Raw genomic sequence first — 20656 nt, 5'->3', positions numbered from 1 at the left:
TGCTGCCGCTCAGGGTGTGGGCTCGCTGCCGTTGTTCGGCTGGCATACCGCTTCAAAGGTCGTGTTCACGGGCGACAGACCCCAGCCCTGCGCGCTCCAGTCGACCGACACGGCGATGCCCTCCACGCGAACCGCGCCGACCGGCACATCCCACGTGTCAGCGGTGTGCGCGAGCAGCCGGTCCTGCTCGTCGTAGTAGCGCAGCCCCGTGTTGCCGAACGTGAACACGGCGGAGGAGCCGTTCGGGGCGTTCGACGACTGCCCGCGGTAGACCAGCGCGCTGCCCCCGACGCACGAGGTGACCGTCCAGTTCGCCTGCACCTGGTACGGGGCGCTGCCGGCGCGCGGTGTCACCGTCGACCACGCGGTGGCCGTTCCCCAGAAGTCGTGCACGTAGCGCACCTGGATGCCGGGATCCTGACCGAACACCGTGCTGCCGGGGCCCCAGCCCTGGAACTCGGCGTGATTGCGGTTGGGGAGCCGCTCGGTCGTGGTCGGGGTGTCGCGGATCACCCAGTCGGCGCGCTGCGCCTGCACGTTCGGCCTGCCGTCGACGACGAACGTCCAGCCCTGTGGCGACCTGCCGGACTGCTGGGCGCGGACTGTCGCCGTCGTCTCGACGCGGCCGTAGGACTCGTCATCCCACCACGACTCGACGCACATCCGGAACGTGTACTCCTCGCCGTCCTCCAGACCGGGGAAGGCTGCCGTCTCGCCGCCGTCGATCGCTCTGCAGCGATCACCGTCCTGCACGATTCCGTAGAGCAGTGCCGAGCCGTCGCCGTTGCGCTGCGCGGAGGCGCGCGCCGTGACCGTCGCGGTGCCGTCGCCGTTCGACACCGAGCTCAGTGTGAGCTGCGGCGACAGCGGACTGCCGATCCCGTTGGTCTGCACCGTCGCTGCCGCGCCGGACGCGCTGCCGCCGAGGCCAGGAGGCAGGTCGAAGCGCGAGTACGGGGTGATCGTGACGATCGTGCCGGTGTTGCTGCCGACGCGGAACGACGGCACCTCGACGCGCGTCTGGTTGCGGTTCACCGGCACCCGCACGGTCTCGCCGGCGGGACTCGCGATCTCGAGGCTGCCGGTCTCGCCGGCCTCGATCCCGTCGATGACCAGCGACACGATGCCGCCCGCCCCGTCGCCGGTGACGACGGGGGCAGCGACCACGCTCGTGGGTGCGAGCGGCGCGTCGTACGCCCACGCCACGGTGCGCACGCCGGCTCTCGACTCGCCTACGCCGTTGACGGCCCACGCGTCGTACGTCCGCTGCTCGCCGTTCGGCGCGGGGATCGCCGGGCACACGCCGTCCGCGGTGCACCGCGCGACCTCCTGCCCGCCCGTGCGGATGACGAAGCCCATGAGCGCCGGGTAGGCCAGTCTCGCCTCGCCGGGATCGATCCGCAGGGTGACGGCTCCGTCGGCATACGCCACCTGGGTCATGCTCGCGGGCGCCTTGGGGTACCCGAGCAGGTCGAGCAGCACGCGGCCGTCGCGTTCGGCGTTCGTCACGCGGCCCTGGGCGTCACGCACCGAGAACGTGGCGGTGCACGTCGCGCCCGGGGCATCCGTCGTCCAGCTGGCCGTGATCGACGTCGCCGACGCCACTTGGAAGCCCACCCCGACGCAGGCACCCGTCGGGCGCACGTCGACGACCTCGAGAGGTGTGCGCGGCAGCGGGTTGACCTCGCCGCCCGCCCCGATCACCGGGATCGTGCACGACGATCCGCCGGCCTGCGAGCACTGCTGCACCACGGAACCGCCCTGCGGAAGGGTCGATGGTGCGGCGCCGACGCGGAGGATGAGTCGTGCGGGGGTCACCGACGGATGACTCGTGACGGAGACGAGCACAGCCTCCTCGGAGCCGGGGAGGGCACGGTCCGCCCCGGTCACCGTCACGACGGAGCCCTCCTGGGTGACCTCGAACGCGCCGCCGGAGTGCTCGGTCGCGTAGACGATGCCGTCCCAGTCCGGCCGCAGCTGCCACGTCGTCATGTTCTGGAGGTCGAAGGTCGCGGTCTCGCCCGGCCCGACAGTGATCGATCCCGGCCGCAGCTCGGGCTGCGGATCGCGCGGGTGCACCACGATCGGCACCGACAGGTAGGTCCAGTCCTCCTGACCGCTGAGCCGCACTGGCACCTGGCAGGCATCGACCCAGGGCGCGCCGGAGCCCGCGTCGTAGCGCACGACGGTGCCCGACTCGACAGTGCACGCCGCCTCGGCGCGTGCGCCCGACACCCGCACCTCGTCGCCGAGCTCGACCACCGCGCCACGCGGGCGCGCCACGAGGCCCGCCATGTCGAAGGTCGTCGACTCGAGCTCGGTGACCTCGGGGGACGCGGCATTCGCACGCAGCGTCAGCGCGAGGTCGTCGTCGCCGGGTACGCGGAGGAAGCCGTAGGAGACGACCTCGCCCGCGGCGCCCTCGCCGGTGACCGCGAACGGGATGAGCCGCGTGGTCTCGGGCAGCGCACCGCGCAGCTCGGACCCCTGCACAGAGACGCCGTCGGGATCGCCCCACAGCGACAGCTCGAGGTCGTCGACATCGCCGCCCGACCATGCGACCTTGCCGGCCAGGACGTCGACGCCCCGCGGGAAGTCCTCGCGGGTCTCGACCGTGAGGTTGGTGTCGGCGACGACGGGGAAGTCGGGCACGCTCTCGCGCACCACCCGCACGACGATGAGGCCCCGGCCGGTGTTGCCCGACGAGGACTCGACGTCGTAGAGGAACGACATCGTCGCGGGGTCGTCGCCCGCCGCGATCCGGACCGTGGTGTCGTCCGCGCCGATGATCTGCGCGTTCAGCCGCGCGTACTCGGGATTGTCGCTGCCGTCGACGAGCGTGGCCGGCACATCGGGGCGGATGTCGGTGACCTTCAGCTCGCCGAGGGTGGGGTCGACGTCGTTGGAGAGCGGGCTGACCCGGATCGTGTTGCCCTCGCCCGCCTGCACCTGCACGTAGTCGGTGAAGGTGACCGGGCTCGGGTTCGCCTGGCTGTCGAGCACCCCGACGCGCACGGTGCCGTCGGCCGTGGCGCCGAACGCGTCGACCACGCGATAGCGCAACGACACCTGCCCGCTGTCGCCGGGCACGCTCGTGTACATGATCGATCCGCCGTCGGCGGTGATGGTGGCCGCGCCCCGCTCGGGCTGCTCGACGATGCGGTCGAGGGTCACGACGTCGCCGTCGGGATCGGTGCCGAAGTCGTCGAACTCGATGAGCGCAGACTGTCCGCTGAGCACGCGCCCTTCGAGCGTGTCGGCCGTGGGGGCGCGGTTGGCCTCGGCGTCGATCACGGTCACGCGCACCGTCGCGGTGTCGGCGAGCGCCGGAGCGCCGGTCGTGAACACGGAGTACTCGATCGCGTACTCCCCCGGTTCGCCGGGCGCGAGGTACCGCAGCAGGTCGCCCGATGCGAACGCGAGCGCGGCCTCGGACGAGGAGCGCACCGATGCCGGATTCAGGGTCGGCCGCCCGCCGGCCGGCGAGATGTCGTTGCCCGTCACCGGGATGTCGATCTGGGCCCCGGCGCGCACCATCACGGAGTCGTCCACGGCGATCGGGGCGAGCTCGGGCGCCGGCGGCAGCAGGTACACCGTCGCCTCGCCCTCGACGCTCGCGCCGGCGTCCTCGGTGCCGTCGCTCACCACGTACGAGACGGTGCCGAGTCGGCCGGCGGCGCCGTCCGCCGTCGTGCCCGAGACGCGGAGGTGGTTCTGTCCGACCGCGTCGACCGACAGCGTCGCACCGTCATCCGCTCGCGCCACGACGTCGCTCAGCAGCAGCACGCGGCGCGTCGGGTTCGAGACGGCGTCGAAGATCTCGAGGGTCGCGTCCTGCTGCGGGTGCACGAACGCCACCACCGGCGAGGTCGCGAGCTGGGCCGGCGCGTCGCTGGGCAGCAGCGTGATGCGGGCGGTGCCGGTCGCCTCGCCGACCCCGTCGGTCACCGTGAAGTCGACGCGGAACGTGCCCGGGCTCTTGGCCGCGAAGTCGAAGGACGTGGACCCGCTGACGGCTGTCGCTGTGGCGGCGGCGTCGTCGAGCACGCGCACCGATTCGAGCGACAGCGTGCCGGCGGTGCCCGTGACGTGATCCGCGACGTCGACGGTGAGGGCGGACGCCACAGTGTCGGTCACGGCGAACGACTGCACCGCGAGCTGGGGCTGCGGCGACACGGTGACCATCAGGGGCTTCACCGTCGTCCGGCCCTGGGTGTCGGCGACCGTGACCTCGAGCTCGACGAGCTGCTCCCCGCCGTCGCCCGCGTCGTCGTGCTGGTAGACGACGTCGCCGCCGGGCGTCGCGGCGACGCTGCCGATCCCGCTCGTGTTCGCGACCGAAAGGAGCAGCAGTGGGTCGCCCTCCGGGTCGACCCAGCCCGGCAGCACCGGCACTGTCACCGTGCCGCCGCGGGCGACCTCGGGCTCCGGCCACTCGACGAGGCACCGCTCGACACCGCACCATTCCGGCGGCGCGTCGGCGGCGGCATCCGCCACGGTGACCGTGACCGTCGTGGGCTCCGACCTCAGCCCGCTCTCGGAGGTGCCGTCGGTGACCGCGTACGAGAACGTCGCCGATCCGGTCGCGCCGGGTTGCACGCGGATGGCCAGGCGCTGGTCGTCGTCGGTCACCGACACGGAGCCGAACCCGGGGTCGAGCCCGGCGACCGAAGCCGGGTCGATCGTGAGCACGTCCTCGTTCGGGTCGTGGTCGTTCATCAGCACGGGCAGCGACGCGAGCGTGCCGGCCCGCACGCCGAACGCGTCGGGCTCGGCGATCGGGGGCTTCGGGTCGAGCACGACCTGCAGCTGCTCTTCGCTCGGCACGGCGTCGGGGTCGGTGCGGTCGTCGAGGCTCCAGTCCTGGCTCGAGGGGATCAACGCGCCATCCGGCACCGACCACGCCCACCCGGAGCGGGTGTCGTTGAGGATGACCGCGGAGGAGCTCGCGACGAACACGGGGCGCAGCTGGTCGCCGATCGCGTCCCCGCCGTAGTCGAGCTGCGTCGTGGTGCCGCTCGAGCGCCACAGCAGGCCGCCCGCGTCACCCTGGCCCAGCCATGCGGCATAGGTCTCGCCGTCGTGCGCGACCGGCTGGGCGGGCGTGCCGAGCACCGTCGCGGTGCCGCCTCCCACCGGGGTCTCCATGGCCGATCCGTCGACGGGCACCCGCACCAGCCCGGTGTCGTCGGCGAGGTAGACGTCGGTGCCGCTCGCGTCCGGTGCGCCGACGACGACGGCGCCCGTCGTCGGCGCCTGGGACGCAGCATCCTGCCCCCGCAGCCACACGTCGCCGTCCTCGGTGTCGACCACGGCCCACGTGTCGCCCGCCGCGGTGATCGCGGGCGCCTCGAGCCCCTCCGGGTCGAACGCGTCGCGGCTCCGCACCTCGCCGCCCTGGATGTCGTAGCGCAGCACCGAGTCGTCGGCGTCCGAGTAGGCGAACAGCATGCCGCGGTCGTCGACGGCGATCGCCTCGGCGGTGTACTGCGGGGCGTCCTCGTCGTCGGCTCCGAAGGGGTCGAGCTGCGACGACGTGCCGCTGGAGAGGCGCCCCGCATACACCGCACCCGAGTCGGTGACGTAGGCGACCCAGTCCCCGGCGGTCACGACCTCGGTCGTGCCGGACGGGGTCTTCTGCGAGGACTGCAGCGCCTCCTCGTCGAGATCCGTGGGCATCGCGGCGTCGATGCGGGTGAGCGTCGAGTAGCTGTCGCTGAAGAGGTACGCGGCGTCCCCGGTCTGCACCACCTGGTCGGGGTTGCTGATGCTGCGGACGGTGTCGAGCTCGCCGACCGACGTGTTCACGCGGGCGTAGCGGCGGCCGTCGCCGGTCTGCAGCGCCCAGACGGCGGTGTCGACCTCGGGGGTCTCCTGCGCGTCGAGCCCCGGCCACGCGATGCTGATGCCGATGACGGTGGCCACCACCGCCCCGGCGGCGACGAAGCCGGCGATGGTGCCGCGTCGCATCAGAGCACCCCCGCGGCCATCAGCGCCACGACGACGGCACCGGCCCCGGCGACGACCCCCGCTCCGATGCCGATGGCCCAGGGCAGCACGGCGCGCCCGCGCCCGCGCCGGCGGGCGGGCGCCGAGATCTCGGTGTCCTCGTCGCGGGCGAGCTGAGCGACGCCGGTGCCGGCGCGCGCCTTGCGCGTGAGGTCGCGCTCGACGTGCGACCGTGCGGGCCCGCGGAGTGCCGAGTCGGCGAAATCGACGGGGGCGGATGCCGGGGACCACTCCGCGTCCGGGATCTCGAGCGGCGTCGGCGACAGGCCGAGCCCCGACTGCACCTCGCGCAGCGCCTCGCCGAAGGCACGGGCGGAGTCGTGGCGACGGCCCGGGTCGCGGCTCATCGCGGTCGCGAGGACGGCCTGCAGCGACGCCGGGACGTCGGTCCGGGGGATCTCGATGTAGGTGGCGCGCGCGATGCGCTTGCGCAGCAGGTCCTTGGTGTTCTGGCCGCGCTCGCGGCGCTCGAACGGGCTGTGGCCGGCCAGCAGCGAGTACACCGTGGCGCCCAGGCTCCACACCTCGCTGGTCACCGTGCCGCTCGTCTGCTCGGCGACGACCTCGGGGGCACTCCACGGGATCGACATCGCGAGCACCTCGCCGCCGCTCTTGCGCTGCAGCGAGGCCGAGATGCCGAAGTCCGCGAGCACCGGGGTGCCGAAGGTCGTGATGAGGATGTTGCTGGGCTTCACGTCGCGGTGGATGAGGCCGGCGCGGTGCGCGGACTCGAGCGCGCTCGCCATGCGCACGCCGATCGCGAGGACCTCCTCCACCGGGATGCGCTCGACCCGGTACCGCTGTGCGAGCGAACCCGGGCAGTACTCCATGACGATGTACGGGCGCCCGTCGGCCGAGATGCTCGCCTGGTAGACCGTCACGATCGAGGGGTGGGCCGACAGGTGCGCGAGCACGTCGGCCTCGGCGTTGAACATGCGCCGCAGCTCAGGGTCGCGTACGTCGCTCGGCATGACCTTCACTGCCACATTGCGGCGGGGCATGTCCTGTTCGTACAGGAAGACGTCGGCGAAACCGCCCGAGCCGAGCGGGCGGATGTAGGCGAGCCCCGGAAGGATCGGAGGCGCCGAGGGAAGCCGTGCAGCCACCTCACACCTCCCCACAGTCCGCGACGTCGCACCCATGCCAGGCGGCAACAAACCCGGTCATGCTAACAAAATCCACCTCCCGAGTACCCGCATGGCGGGCAGGGGTGTGGAGAGTGGGAGCGCGTGCGGCAGGCGGGCAATTACCGTGCCGCAGTGACGGGGCCGGCGTCAGTCTAGCCGCGGAGCGTCCCCGGGATCGTGGGGGTCGAACGGTGCGTCGAGCGACTTCGTGAGATCGGCGAGCATCGCCTCGATCTGGGGCTCGACGTACTCGGTCACCGCGGCCTGGATGCGCAGGCGGTGGTGCAGCAGGATCGTGCACACCTCGCGGCCCACCATGTTCGCGTAATCGTCGGCGAGCCCGACCTCCTGGCGGAGCGCGGCCTTCGCCTCCTCGCTCAGCGGGGGGAGCGCGGGCACGTGCGCGTCGGCCTCTTCGGCGAGCCCCGCGATCGTGAAGAGGAACGGCGCGCCCGGCACCGGATCGGGGTCCATCGGCAGCCCCTCGAACTCGGGGTCGAGCCCCTCCCCCGGGCGGTAGCTGCGCGCGCGGTTGCGGGCGGCCTGCTGGTCGAGCTCTGCCTGCAGCATCGGCAGGTTCAGCGCCGTGTACTCGGCGACGGAGCGGTCGACGATCGTCTTGATGCGGGTCGAGAGGCCGTGCTGCACGCCGTGCGGCACGTCGGCGCCGAGGCCGGCGGCCGAGAGCACCGGCGACCCGAAGCACCGGCGACAGGGGGCGGTCCGGCCGTGGTGCGTCGCGGGCTCCCAGCGGGGCACCCACGCGAGCCAGGCGTCCACCGCCTGGCTGACCTGGGTCTCGAGCGACCGCTCCACGCGTTCCACGCTAGTGCGCAGCATCCGTTCCCGCGCGGATTTCCGCGGTTCGCGGCCCTGTCGGCACCCGGATCACTCGTCGAACTCGTCCTCCCACGGCCATCGGGGGCGGCGGGCGTGGGTCCGTACGAGCGCGATACCGGACCACGCCGCCACGAACGCGGCCGCCGCCACGACGAGCCCGAACCACGTGGTCGCGAGCCGGCCCACCACCGCCGTCGCGATGCCGAGGTCGGCGCCGGTGAACACGGCACCGAACCACACTCCCCCGAGGTACGCGAGGAAGGTCGCGGCGGTCGTCCACGCGGCACCCCAGTACGACGGATGCCGCGTCCCGGCACGTGCGATCGCGGCCCACAGGCCTCCCGCGAACGCGAGTGTCGCGCACACGACCCCCGTGATCCCGGGGACCTGCCCGAGCCCGGGGGTCGCGATCACGTCCTGCGACGTCGCCAGGCTGGTCATGCCGAGCCCGAAGATGAGGAGCGCGACGAAGCCCATCGTCGCGAAGGCGAGGGCGACGGGCGGTCGCACGGGTCCTTGCGACGGCCCTGGCGAACCGTCAGTGGCCATGCCGCCAGCCTACGTCGGCGGGCACGGACGCGAGCGGGGCTTACTGCTGGACGAGCTGCGGGCCCGCCTCGAGCGTGCGCTCGTACTCGCGCTGCGCCTCGATGTTGAGCTCGGTGACGCGCTTCGCGCGCGCGGCCGCCCACGCGCCGAACCAGATCGTCAGTTCGCGGCCGATGACGAACGCGGCGATCGCCAACGGGGTCAGCAGCTCGGCCTCGACGAGCGTGGCGCCCTCGCTGGCGGTGAGGTTCCAGAACGGGGCCTGGAACAGGGCGCCCAGGATGTGTCCGCCGTATGCGGCGACGCCCACGAGGATGCCGAAGACCACCCAGTGGCCCCAGCGGCCGCGGTTGATGATGGCGCCGAGCAGCCAGAAGCCGATGAAGAACACGACGACCGGCACCCAGAGCGACCAGGTCGCGAGGGCCTCGAGGGCGGTCGTGCCGACGTTCGCGCCGGTGACGTCGCCCTTGATCGCGTCCACGCCGAGCCACACCGCGAGATAGAGCACGGCGAACGCGACCGCGGCGAGCAGGCCGATGGCTCCGGCGGCCGCGCGGTTGCCCCGCGGACGCGGCGCCTCGGGCGCCTGCACGAAGATCGGCTGCGGGGCGGCGGTCGCCGCGACCACCGCGGGCTCGGCGACGACGGGCTCGCTCGGGGTCACGACAGGCGGCACCACGACGGTCGGCGAGTCGTCGGCGGCGGGAGCGGGCGTCGGGGTCGACGTGTAGTTCAGGGAGGCGGCCTCGGGCGAGTCCCACGGGTCGGGCTCGGGGGCTGTCGGCGCTTCGCCGGTGGCGGGAGCATCGGCGGCGTCGGCGTCGGAGCGCGCGTCGGACGAAGCTTCGGCGGGAGTCTCTGCGGCGGGAGTCTCGGTGGCGGGAGTCTCGGTGGCGCCGGTGTCACGGCGGGCGGCCTCGGCGTCAGCGAGACCTTCGTTCGCACGGCCGACGACGTCGTCGACGCCGTGCGGCTCCTCGACGGGCTCGCCGTAGCTCGACTTGGGGTCACTCATCGCAGGCACTCCTCACGCAGGGCTCATCCCCGCAGAGGCAGAGTAGCCCGCAGTTCCTCGCACACGACGGAGGCGTGCCGGAGGAATCCGCGCCCGCGCCACTACCCTGAGCCCATGGCACCACGGGCGTTCCGGCTCGCCGCGGCCGCGGCATCCGCTCTCCTCGCACTCGCCGTGCTGACGGCGTGCGCACCCGACGCGCCCTCGGGAGGGGGACTCACCTTCACGCCGACGCCGTCGACCTCGTCGTCGGGCTCCGCGACTCCCACCCCGACGCCGTCGCCCACGGCGGACGCCGAGATCCCCGACGACTGCCGCGCGATCCTCACCGCCGGCGTGCTCGCACAGCTCGAGGGCGTGCCGCTCAATGACCCCGCCTTCGGCGCGTCCGGACCGCAGCCCGACGGCAGCCTGGTGTGCGTGTGGCGCGACCCGGCCGCCGACACGACGGGTCTCGTCACCACCATCTTGTACATGTCGCGCGGGCCGGCGCTCGACATGCTCAACACGCTCGTCACGGACGAGGGCTACACCTGCTACACCCCCGACGGCGGCACTCGCTGCGAGAAGACGTGGCAGAACGAGACGTACCCCGTCACCGACGGGCGCACGCTGTTCTGGCGCGACGACATCCTCATCGACACGCAGTACTCGAACCTCGCGCCCGCGGGGTACACGACCGCGGTGGTCGCGAGCATCTTCGGCTGATCGCCGGCGGGGTTCAGCCCCAGACGGTCCGGTCGAGTCGCGGGCCGTAGTCCTCGGGGTGCCAGTCCGTCTCGACGCTGACGAGCCACAGCCCGTCGCGGAGGGTGTGCTCCTCGCGGACCGGGCCCCGCGTGCGATCGCACACCGTCGCCCCGTCTGCCGTGCGGCACGAGAACCCGTCGCCCGACAGCGCGGCCTCGGCGATCGTGGCGGCGTCCGCGTCGACCTTCGACAGCGTCGTGACGATCCCACCCGAGTCGAACCGCCACGTGCAGGTCACCAGCACGGCGGGCGAGGCGGCGTCGGCGAACGCCGTCGCCTCCGTCGCCGGGGCCGCCATCGACTGGTTGAGGAGCGACCCCTCCCGCCACATCAGCTCGTTCCACAAGTCGTCGGAGTACAGCGTTCGGCAGTCGACCGCGCCGCCCTCCGCCGCGGTCTGCGCGGGCGTCCGCTCGGGCGTCGCCTCGGGTCGCGGCGCCGTGGCGCTGCGCAGCGTGTCGCCGATCCACGCAACGGCCACGGGCACCATCGGCAGCGCCAGCCACACGAGCGAGGCGACCACCGCCGCGCACAGCAGCCCGGCGGGCACGGCGATCCACGAGTTGCGTCCGCCGGTTCTCGCCATGGGGCCCCCACCTCCGCCTCCACGGTAAGCCGGGATGACGGATGCTGCGGCTCGGCGCGCGCGGGGCGTCCGAGGATGCCGCGGGGCCGCGGCATCCGTTTTCGCCCGCGTACGGGGCGCGTGAGCATACTCCCCCGCGGCGCAGAACTCGACCCCCTCTTCGCTTCTCCTGTTCGTCACGGAAGGTGTTCGCCACGGTGGATTCCCCCGGCCGGCACATCGCCGGCCGACGCCGCCCGTGAGATGGAGGAGGAGCATGTCGACGTACGAGACCGGATCGCCCGCGGACCAGAGCGCGGGTGCAGGAGACATGAAGGAGCGCGCCGTCGACACGGTCGCCGAAGTCGACGCGGGCGCGATGTACGTCGCCGGTGTCGCGGGCGATGAGATCGGCAGCGTCGCCCACGACGTGAAAGAAGCCGCGCGCGGCTTCTTCGACGAGACACGCGTGCAGCTGGCGGACCAGGCGTCCACCCAGCAACGCCGGGCGGCCGACGCCCTGCGCGGCACGGGCGACGAACTCGAGGCGCTGGCGTCGGGCACCGCGACAGGCTCCGGCGGCATGGCCACGAGTGCGGTGCGTGCCCTCGGCGACCAGACCCGGCGCGCGGCCGACTGGCTCGAGCAGCGTGAACCGGCGGACGTCGTCCGCGAGGTCCGCGGATTCGCACGCCGCCACACCGGCGCCTTCCTCGTGATCGCGCTGGGCGTGGGCATCGTCGCCGGGCGGCTGACTCGCGCGCTCATGGCGGACTCCCACAACGGCAGCTCCTCGCCCGGCGGCACGTCGGGCGCGCAGCGCCCTGCGCTCGCCGCCGGCTCCACCGGCGCGACCGGCGGCACCGTGGCGGGACCGAGCGGTGCGACAGCCGGAGCAGGGCTCGGCGCGACCGGCGGCGCCTCGGACGAGGGCACGCCCATCGCCGACGCGCTCGCCGACCAGGCGCCGGGCGACCCCTTGTCAGCCGGAGCCGGACGTACGCCGGCGAACGGGCAGGACGCCTCGTCCGGCGAGGCGGCGCAGGACGAGTGGTCGCCGAGCGGAGAGGCACGCCGATGACCGACATGCCCACGCCGTCGCAGCAGAAGGCGGCGGAGACGTCGCTGGGCGACCTCGTGGGCGAGGTCTCCCGCGACCTGTCGAATCTGATGCGCAAGGAGCTCGAACTGGCGAAGGCGGAGCTCTCGGAGTCCGCCAAGCGCGCGGGGATGGGCGCAGGGCTGCTCGGAGGCGCCGGCTACGCGGCCTTGATGGCCGTGTTCTTCCTGAGCGTCGCCCTGTGGTGGGGCCTCGGCGACCTGATCGACAACCTCGGATGGTCGGCGGTGATCGTCGCCGTCATCTGGGCCATCGTCGCCGGGATCCTCTACGCCGTCGGACGGAGCCGGCTGAAGACCGTGCAGGGCGCGCCGCAGACGGTGGAGACCGTCAAAGAGATCCCCGAAGCACTGAAGAGAAATGAGGAGAACCGATGATGAGCACCCCAGACCAGATCCGCGCCGACATCGAGGTGACGCGCGATGAGCTCGGCCGGGACGTGGACGCGCTCGCTGACAAGGTATCGCCGCCGAAGATCATGGAGCGGCAGAAGACGCGGGCCCGGCAGATGATGGGCGGCGTCAAGGAGCACGTGATGGGCGTCGCCGACGACGTGGGCGACACCGCATCCTCCGCGGGCCACTCGGTCGGCGACGCGATGGGCACCGCCGGCGACGCCGTGAAGGAACTGCCGCACAGGGCGAAGCAGAAGGCGCAGGGCGCGCCCATCGTCGTAGGGCTCCTCGCGGCCGGCGTCGGGTTCCTCGTAGCGAGCCTGATTCCCACGACGGACTCCGAGACGCGGCTCGCCGCCTCGCTCCGGGACAAGACCCAGCCGCTCGTCGACAAGGCGGTGAGCGAGGCGAAGGATGCTGCCGAGGAGCTCGCCCAGAACCTCAAGGGCCCGGCACAGGACGCCGTCGAACACGTGAAGGAGTCCGCGGTCGACTCTGCCGAGACGGTCAAGGAGGAGGCGCAGGCGACGGCCGAGCGGGTCAAGGAGAACGTGACCGAGAACGTCTCGGGTTCGGGCACCAGCGGGTCCGAAGCAGGGGCGACCGGCACTACGTCGGCGGACGACCGCGCGACGTCGAGACCGGACGACGCGGAGGAGTGGCATCGGCTGGGCTGAGGCATCCATCCTGTGAACGGCGAAGGGCCCCGGCGATGCCGGGGCCCTTCGTTCGAGCGTCAGGGTCGTTCAGACCCGGATCTCAGTTGTAGTCGGTGGTGAAACCGTCCGTGGAGAAGCTGTCGAAGTCGACGTAGCTCAGGTCGGCGTCGGTGTACGCGCCGTCCGAGGCGAAGATGCGGTTGGGGTACCGCTCGCTCTTGGCCTCCTCCGTCGCCTCGACCGTGACATCGCGGTACTTCGCGAGTCCGGTTCCGGCGGGGATGAGCTTTCCGATGATGACGTTCTCCTTGAGGCCCATGAGCGGGTCGCTCTTGCCCTCCATGGCCGCCTGCGTCAGGACGCGGGTGGTCTCCTGGAACGACGCGGCCGACAGCCACGACTCGGTCGCGAGCGACGCCTTCGTGATACCCATCAGCTCGGGACGACCCGACGCGGGACGCTTGCCCTCGCCGACCGCCTCGCGGTTGATGGTCTGGTACTTCTTGAAGTCGACCAGCTCACCCGGCAGCAGCGTCGTGTCGCCGTGGTCGACCACGGTGACCTTGCGCAGCATCTGACGGACGATGACCTCGATGTGCTTGTCGTGGATCGGCACACCCTGCGAGCGGTACACGCCCTGGACGCCGTTCACGAGGTACTTCTGCACCTCGCGGGCACCCATGACACGCATGACCTCCTTGGGGTCGAGCGTGCCGACCAGGATCGGCTGACCGACGGTGACGTGCTGTCCGTCCTCGACCAGGAGCGTCGCGCGCTTCAGGACCGGGTAGACGTGCGGCTCGTCGCCGTTGTCGGGCGTGAGGATGACCTTCTTGGCCTTGTCGGTCTCGTCGATCGTGATGCGGCCGTCGGCCTCGGCGATCGGCGACGCACCCTTCGGGGTGCGGGCCTCGAACAGCTCCTGCACGCGGGGAAGACCCTGCGTGATGTCGTCCGCCGACGCCGAACCACCGGTGTGGAAGGTACGCATCGTCAGCTGCGTGCCGGGCTCACCGATCGACTGGGCCGCGATGATGCCGACGGCCTCGCCGATGTCGACGATCTTGCCGGTCGCGAGCGAACGGCCGTAGCACTTCGCGCAGACGCCGACAGCCGAGTCGCAGGTGAGCACCGAGCGGACCTTGATCGACTCGACGCCCGCCGCGACGAGCTTGTCGATGAGAACGTCGCCGACGTCCTCACCGGCCGAGGCGACGACCTCACCGCTGGGGGCCACGGCGTCGGCCGCGAGCGTGCGCGCGAACACCGAGTTCTCGACGTTCGCGTCGCGCACCAGCGCGCCGTCGGCGCCGGGTGCGGCGATCGTGAACTCGAGGCCCTTGGTCGTGCCGCAGTCCTCCTCGCGGATGATGACATCCTGCGAGACGTCCACCAGGCGACGCGTGAGGTAACCCGAGTCGGCCGTACGGAGAGCCGTGTCGGCCAGACCCTTACGAGCACCGTGCGTCGCGATGAAGTACTCCGCCACCGACAGACCCTCGCGGTACGAGGAGATGATCGGGCGCGGGATGATCTCACCCTTCGGGTTGTTCACCAGGCCTCGCATACCCGCGATGTTGCGGATCTGCAGCCAGTTACCACGGGCGCCCGACGAGACCATGCGGTTGATGGTGTTGTCGGCCGGGAAGTGGTCGCGCATCGCCTTCTGGACCTCGTCGGTCGCCTCGGTCCAGATCTTGATGAGCTCCTGACGACGCTCGGCGTCGGTGGTGAGACCCTTCTCGAACTGGCCCTGGACCTTCGCGGCCTGCTTCTCGTAGCCGGCGACGATCTCGGCCTTGTTCGGCGGCGTGAGGATGTCGCTCAGCGCCACCGTGACACCCGAACGGGTGGCCCAGTAGAAGCCGGCGTCCTTGATGCGGTCGAGCGAAGCGGCGACCTCCACCTTCGGGTACTCCTCGGCGAGCTTGTTCACGATCTGCGACAGCTTGCCCTTGTCGGCCTGCTCGCGCACGAACGGGTAGCCCTTGGGGAGCGTGTCGTTGAAGATCGCCTGGCCGAGCGACGCGTCCACGAGGCCGTGGCGCTCGTAGCCCTCGGGGGCTTCGCCCTCGAGGAAAGCGAGACCCGGAATGCGGATGCGGACCTTGGCCTGCAGGTCGAGGGTGCCCTCGTCCTTGGCCAGGATCGCCTCGCCGACCGAGCCGAACACGCGACCCTCGCCGGTCGCACCCTCGATGACCGTGGTCAGGTGGTGCAGACCGATGATCATGTCCTGCGAGGGCAGGGTCACCGGGCGGCCGTCCGACGGCTTGAGGATGTTGTTCGAGGCGAGCATCAGGATGCGGGCCTCGGCCTGGGCCTCGACCGACAGCGGCAGGTGCACGGCCATCTGGTCACCGTCGAAGTCCGCGTTGAAGGCGGCGCAGACGAGCGGGTGCAGCTGGATGGCCTTGCCCTCGACGAGCTGCGGCTCGAAGGCCTGGATGCCGAGGCGGTGCAGCGTGGGCGCGCGGTTGAGCAGCACGGGGCGCTCGCGGATGATCTCCTCGAGCACGTCCCACACCTCGGGACGCGTGCGCTCGACGGCGCGCTTGGCCGCCTTGATGTTCTGCGAGTGACCGAGGTCGATCAGGCGCTTGATCACGAACGGCTTGAACAGCTCGAGCGCCATCTGCTTGGGCAGACCGCACTGGTGGAGCTTGAGCTGCGGACCCACGATGATGACCGAACGGCCCGAGTAGTCCACGCGCTTGCCGAGCAGGTTCTGGCGGAAGCGACCCTGCTTTCCCTTGAGCATGTCGCTCAGGGACTTGAGGGCGCGGTTGCCGGTACCGGTGACGGGGCGACCGCGGCGGCCGTTGTCGAACAGCGCGTCGACGGCCTCCTGCAGCATGCGCTTCTCGTTGTTCACGATGATCTCGGGGGCACCGAGGTCGATCAGGCGACGGAGGCGGTTGTTGCGGTTGATCACGCGGCGGTACAGGTCGTTGAGGTCGGAGGTCGCGAAGCGGCCACCGTCCAGCTGCACCATCGGGCGCAGCTCCGGCGGGATCACCGGAACGACGTCGAGCACCATCGAGGCCGGGCTCATGCCGGTCTGGAGGAAGGAGTTGACGACCTTGAGGCGCTTGATCGCACGGATCTTGCGCTGGCCCTTGCCCTCCGAGATCTGCAGGTGCAGGCTGTCGGCCTCGGCCGCCAGGTCGAACGCCTCGAGGCGGCGCTTGATCGACTCCGCGCCCATGTGGGCCTCGAAGTACTGACCGAAGCGGTCCTGGAGCTCGTGGAAGATCTCGTCCTCGCCCTTGAGCTGGCCGACCTCGAGCGTGCGGAAGTCCTCCCACACCTTCTCGAGACGCGTGATCTGGTCGTCCGTACCCTTGCGGATAGCGGCCATCTCCTTCTCGGCGGCGTCCTTGACCTTCTTCTTCTGGTCGGCCTTGGCACCCTCCTCCTCGAGCGCGGCGAGCTCCTCCTCCAGCTTCTGGAGGCGAGCGGCCACACGCGCGTCGCGGCGGTCGGCGAGAGTCTTGAGCTCGAGGCGGATGTTGTTCTCCTGCGTCGAGAGGTCGCGGTGACGCGCCTCCTCGTCGACCGAGATCACCATGTAGGCGGCGAAGTAGATGACCTTCTCGAGGTCCTTCGGCGCCATGTCGAGCAGGTACCCGAGGCGCGAGGGCACGCCCTTGAAGTACCAGATGTGCGTGACGGGCGCGGCGAGCTCGATGTGGCCCATGCGCTCACGACGGACCGAGGACTTGGTGACCTCGACGCCGCAGCGCTCGCAGACGATGCCCTTGAAGCGGACGCGCTTGTACTTGCCGCACGCGCACTCCCAGTCGCGCGAGGGTCCGAAGATCTGCTCGCCGAACAGACCGTCCTTCTCGGGCTTCAGGGTGCGGTAGTTGATGGTCTCGGGCTTCTTGACCTCGCCGTAGGACCAACGACGGATGTCGTCAGCGGTGGCCAGGCCGATGCGAAGCTGATCGAAAGTTGTTGATTCGAGCACTAGTTCTCAGTTCTCCTGTGTCGGAATTCTGTTTTGCCTGGCCGGGTCAGATCTCGTCGATCGACGAGGACTCGAAGCGGCTGGAGATGTTGATGCCGAGCTCTTCAGCGGCGCGGAAGGCGTCGTCGTCGGTGTCGCGGAGGTTGACCGCGGTGCCGTCGGCCGAGAGGACCTCGACGTTCAGGCAGAGCGACTGCATCTCCTTCATGAGCACCTTGAACGACTCGGGGATGCCGGGCTCCTGGATGTTCTCGCCCTTGACGATCGCCTCGTAGACCTTGACGCGGCCGAGGATGTCGTCGGACTTGATCGTGAGGAGCTCCTGGAGCGCGTACGCGGCGCCGTAGGCCTCGAGGGCCCACACCTCCATCTCACCGAAGCGCTGGCCACCGAACTGCGCCTTACCACCGAGCGGCTGCTGGGTGATCATCGAGTACGGGCCCGTCGAGCGTGCGTGGATCTTGTCGTCCACGAGGTGGTGCAGCTTCAGGATGTACATGTACCCGACCGAGATCGGAGCCGGGAACGGCTCGCCGGAGCGGCCGTCGAACAGCTGCGTCTTGCCCGACGAGTCGATCAGGCGCTCGCCGTCGCGGGTCGGGTTCGTCGAGTCGAGCAGACCCGCGATCTCGGCCTCGAACGCGCCGTCGAACACGGGCGTGGCGACCTTGGTGCCGGCCGGAGCCTCGAACGCCTGCTCGGGCAGCTGGGCGGCCCACTCGGGGGTGCCCTCGACCTTCCAGCCCTGCTTGGCGATCCAGCCGAGGTGGAGCTCGAGGACCTGGCCGAAGTTCATTCGACCGGGGATGCCGAGCGGGTTCAGGATGACCTGGACCGGCGTGCCGTCCGCGAGGAACGGCATGTCTTCGACGGGGAGGATCTTCGCGATGACGCCCTTGTTGCCGTGGCGGCCTGCGAGCTTGTCACCCTCGGTGATCTTGCGCTTCTGGGCGATGTAGACCACGACGCGGCGGTTGACGCCCGAGCCGAGCTCGTCGTCGCCGTCCTCGGCGTTGAACTCCTTGACCGCGATGATGGTGCCCTGCTCACCGTGGGGAACCTTCAGCGACGTGTCGCGCACCTCGCGGCTCTTCTCGTTGAAGATCGCGCGGAGGAGGCGCTCCTCGGCCGAGAGCTCCGTCTCGCCCTTCGGCGTGACCTTGCCGACGAGGATGTCGCCGGGGCGAACCTCGGCGCCGATGCGGATGATGCCGCGCTCGTCGAGGTCCTTGAGCAGGTCGGGGCTCACGTTGGGGAGGTCACGCGTGATCTCCTCCTTGCCGAGCTTCGTGTCGCGGGCGTCGACCTCGTACTCCTCGATGTGGATCGAGGAGAGGGTGTCGTCCTTCACCAGGTCCTGGCTGAGGATGATCGCGTCCTCGAAGTTGTGACCCTCCCACGTCATGAAGGCGACGAGGAGGTTCTTGCCGAGGGCGAGCTCGCCGTTCTCGGTCGCGGGACCGTCGGCGATGACCTCGCCGGCCTCGACGCGCTCGCCGGCCGAGACGACCACGCGCTGGTTGTACGACGTGCCCTGGTTCGAGCGGTCGAACTTGCGCAGGAAGTAGTCCTGCGTGCCGCCCTCGTCGAGCTGCACGGTCACGACGTCGGCCGAGACCTCGACGACGACACCGGGCTTGTCGGCGGTGACGACGTCACCGGCGTCGATCGCGGCGAAGCCCTCCATACCCGTACCGACCACCGGCGACTCCGAGCGGAGGAGCGGGACGGCCTGGCGCTGCATGTTCGCGCCCATGAGGGCGCGGTTCGCGTCGTCGTGCTCGAGGAAGGGGATGAGCGAGGTCGCGACCGACACCATCTGGCGCGGCGAGACGTCCATGTAGCCGATCTCCTCCGAGTGGAAGAGGTCGACCTCGCCGCCGTTGCCGCGACGGGCGAGGACGCGGTCCTGCGCGAAGCTGCCGTCGGCCTTCAGCTCCACACCGGCCTGCGCGACGATGTAGTCGCTCTCTTCCGAGGCGGTCAGGTAGTCGATCTGGTCGGTGACCTTGCCCTCGACGACGCGACGGTACGGCGTCTCGATGAAGCCGAACGCGTTGATGCGCGCGAACGAGGCCAGCGAGCCGATCAGACCGATGTTCGGGCCTTCCGGCGTCTCGATGGGGCACATGCGGCCGTAGTGCGACGGGTGGACGTCACGGACCTCGACGCCTGCGCGCTCACGCGACAGACCGCCGGGGCCGAGGGCCGAGAGGCGGCGCTTGTGGGTCAGACCCGCGAGCGGGTTGTTCTGGTCCATGAACTGCGACAGCTGCGACGTCCCGAAGAACTCCTTGATCGCGGCGACGACGGGGCGGACGTTGATCAGGGTCTGCGGCGTGATCGCCTCGATGTCCTGCGTGGTCATGCGCTCGCGGACGACGCGCTCCATGCGCGAGAGACCCGTGCGGACCTGGTTCTGGATGAGCTCGCCGACCGCACGGATGCGGCGGTTGCCGAAGTTGTCGATGTCGTCGACGTCGAGACGGATCTCGGCCGGCTTGCCGCCGCGCACGCCGTCGAACGTGACGTCGCCGCGGTGGAGGCGGACGAGGTACTTGATCGTCGCGACGATGTCGTCGACCGTCAGCACCGAGTCGGTGAGCGGCTTGTCGAGACCGAGCTTGTGGTTGATCTTGTACCGGCCGACCTTGGCGAGGTCGTAGCGCTTCGGGTTGAAGTAGAAGTTGTCCAGGAGCGCGCGGGCGGCCTCGGCGGCGACCTGCTCGCCCGGACGGAGCTTGCGGTAGATGTCGCGGAGCGCGTCCTCCTTGGTGAGGATCGTGTCCTTCGAGAGCGTCTCCTCGATCGAGTCGAAGCCGGCGAACTCGGCGAGGATGTCCTCGCTGGTGAGGCCGAGGGCCTTCAGGAAGACGGTGACCGACTGCTTGCGCTTGCGGTCGATGCGGACGCCGACCTGGTCGCGCTTGTCGATCTCGAACTCGAGCCAGGCACCGCGCGAGGGGATGACACGCGCCGACACGATGTCCTTGTCGGAGGTCTTGTCGGGGGTCTTGTCGAAGTAGACGCCGGGCGAACGGACGAGCTGCGACACGACGACGCGCTCGGTGCCGTTGATGATGAACGTGCCCTTGTCGGTCTGGAGCGGGAAGTCGCCCATGAAGACCGTCTGGGTCTTGATCTCACCGGTCTGGTGGTTCATGAACTCGGCCTCGACGTAGAGCGGGGCCGCGTACGTCTTGCCGCGCTCCTTGCACTCCTCGATGGAGTACTTCTCGGGCTCGAGGTACGGGTTCGTGAACGAGAGCTGCATCGTCTCGCTCAGGTCCTCGATCGGCGAGATCTCTTCGAAGATCTCCTCGAGGCCGCTGACCTCGGGCACGTCGGTGCGGCCGGCGGCCTTCGCGTCGGCGACGCGGGCCTTCCAGGCCTCGTTGCCGACGAGCCAGTCGAACGACTCGGTCTGCAGCGCGAGAAGGTCGGGGACCGTCAGCGTGTCGGAGATCTTGGCGAACGAGAGGCGGGAAGCTCCGCGTCCGTTCTTAGGGGTGGTGGTGGGGTTGGATGCGTTGCTCGCAGCAGCCAAGGGGATTACCTCCGTGGGCCCGTAGGGCTCGTTTCCTTGTCGTCAGGTGGAGTGCTCGTCATCCCCGAAACCCGCGCGGCACTCCTCACGTGAACGTGAGGGGG

General features: G+C 70.6%; 12 protein-coding genes. 4 read left to right on the top strand and 8 right to left on the bottom strand.

Translation table 11 applies throughout. The features are described 5' to 3' along the window. Positions 1 to 9: 9 nt before the first annotated feature. The 5 genes from ACVN90_RS02895 to ACVN90_RS02875 all read right to left on the bottom strand — a co-directional run bounded on the left by ACVN90_RS02895 (position 10) and on the right by ACVN90_RS02875 (position 9543). Positions 10 to 5970 carry an Ig-like domain-containing protein gene (locus tag ACVN90_RS02895; RefSeq protein ID WP_475100698.1) on the bottom strand — a complete coding sequence of 1987 codons (5961 nt, stop codon included), beginning with the start codon at positions 5968 to 5970 and terminating at the stop codon, positions 10 to 12. After that, positions 5970 to 7115 carry a serine/threonine-protein kinase gene (locus tag ACVN90_RS02890; protein ID WP_475100697.1) on the bottom strand — a complete coding sequence of 382 codons (1146 nt, stop codon included), beginning with the start codon at positions 7113 to 7115 and terminating at the stop codon, positions 5970 to 5972. The genes ACVN90_RS02895 and ACVN90_RS02890 overlap by 1 nt, the downstream gene beginning before the upstream one ends. Before the next feature lie 168 nt (positions 7116 to 7283). Continuing rightward, positions 7284 to 7952 (bottom strand): spermidine/putrescine ABC transporter substrate-binding protein, encoded by a 669-nt coding sequence (locus ACVN90_RS02885; RefSeq protein WP_475100696.1) that lies wholly within the window; start codon positions 7950 to 7952, stop codon positions 7284 to 7286. 72 nt (positions 7953 to 8024) lie between these two features. After that, on the bottom strand, positions 8025 to 8525 hold the full coding sequence (locus tag ACVN90_RS02880; protein ID WP_475100695.1) for a hypothetical protein: 501 nt from the start codon (positions 8523 to 8525) through the stop codon (positions 8025 to 8027). Positions 8526 to 8565: 40 nt separating this feature from the next. Continuing rightward, entirely contained in the window at positions 8566 to 9543 is a 978-nt protein-coding gene (locus ACVN90_RS02875) for an ABC transporter (protein WP_475100694.1), read from the bottom strand. Positions 9544 to 9657: 114 nt separating this feature from the next. On the opposite strand from ACVN90_RS02875, the gene ACVN90_RS02870 reads away from it, so the two are divergent. Further along, positions 9658 to 10251 (top strand): hypothetical protein, encoded by a 594-nt coding sequence (locus tag ACVN90_RS02870; protein WP_475100693.1) that lies wholly within the window; start codon positions 9658 to 9660, stop codon positions 10249 to 10251. Between the two features lie 13 nt (positions 10252 to 10264). Here ACVN90_RS02870 and ACVN90_RS02865 read toward each other — a convergent pair whose 3' ends face one another. After that, positions 10265 to 10879, bottom strand: coding sequence for a hypothetical protein (locus tag ACVN90_RS02865; RefSeq protein ID WP_475100692.1), 615 nt, complete (start codon positions 10877 to 10879; stop codon positions 10265 to 10267). Positions 10880 to 11135: 256 nt separating this feature from the next. Between ACVN90_RS02865 and ACVN90_RS02860 the strand changes: the two genes are divergently transcribed. Genes ACVN90_RS02860 through ACVN90_RS02850 form a run of 3 tightly spaced genes read left to right on the top strand, consistent with a single transcriptional unit; the run spans position 11136 to position 13050 of the window. Beyond that, positions 11136 to 11939: a hypothetical protein gene (locus tag ACVN90_RS02860; protein WP_475100691.1), complete on the top strand. Its 804-nt coding sequence runs from the start codon at positions 11136 to 11138 to the stop codon at positions 11937 to 11939. Continuing rightward, complete coding sequence (locus ACVN90_RS02855; RefSeq protein ID WP_475100690.1) at positions 11936 to 12355, top strand: phage holin family protein; 420 nt, start codon at positions 11936 to 11938, stop codon at positions 12353 to 12355. The genes ACVN90_RS02860 and ACVN90_RS02855 overlap by 4 nt, the downstream gene beginning before the upstream one ends. Continuing rightward, a complete protein-coding gene (locus tag ACVN90_RS02850; RefSeq protein ID WP_475100689.1) occupies positions 12355 to 13050 on the top strand; it encodes a DUF3618 domain-containing protein in 696 nt (231 codons plus the stop codon). Before ACVN90_RS02855 ends, ACVN90_RS02850 begins: the two co-directional genes overlap by 1 nt. 82 nt (positions 13051 to 13132) lie before the next feature. Here the strand turns inward: ACVN90_RS02850 and rpoC are convergent, their stop codons facing one another. Continuing rightward, entirely contained in the window at positions 13133 to 17005 is a 3873-nt protein-coding gene (rpoC, locus tag ACVN90_RS02845; RefSeq protein WP_475100688.1) for a DNA-directed RNA polymerase subunit beta', read from the bottom strand. A 46-nt stretch (positions 17006 to 17051) separates the two neighbouring features. After that, a complete protein-coding gene (rpoB, locus tag ACVN90_RS02840; RefSeq protein ID WP_475100687.1) occupies positions 17052 to 20552 on the bottom strand; it encodes a DNA-directed RNA polymerase subunit beta in 3501 nt (1166 codons plus the stop codon). Between the last annotated feature and the right edge of the window lie 104 nt (positions 20553 to 20656).

It is taken from the genome of Microbacterium sp. F01 (assembly GCF_056156365.1).
The sequence above is the reverse complement of the archived record's forward strand: the minus strand, read 5'-3'. Positions and strand labels throughout refer to the sequence as shown.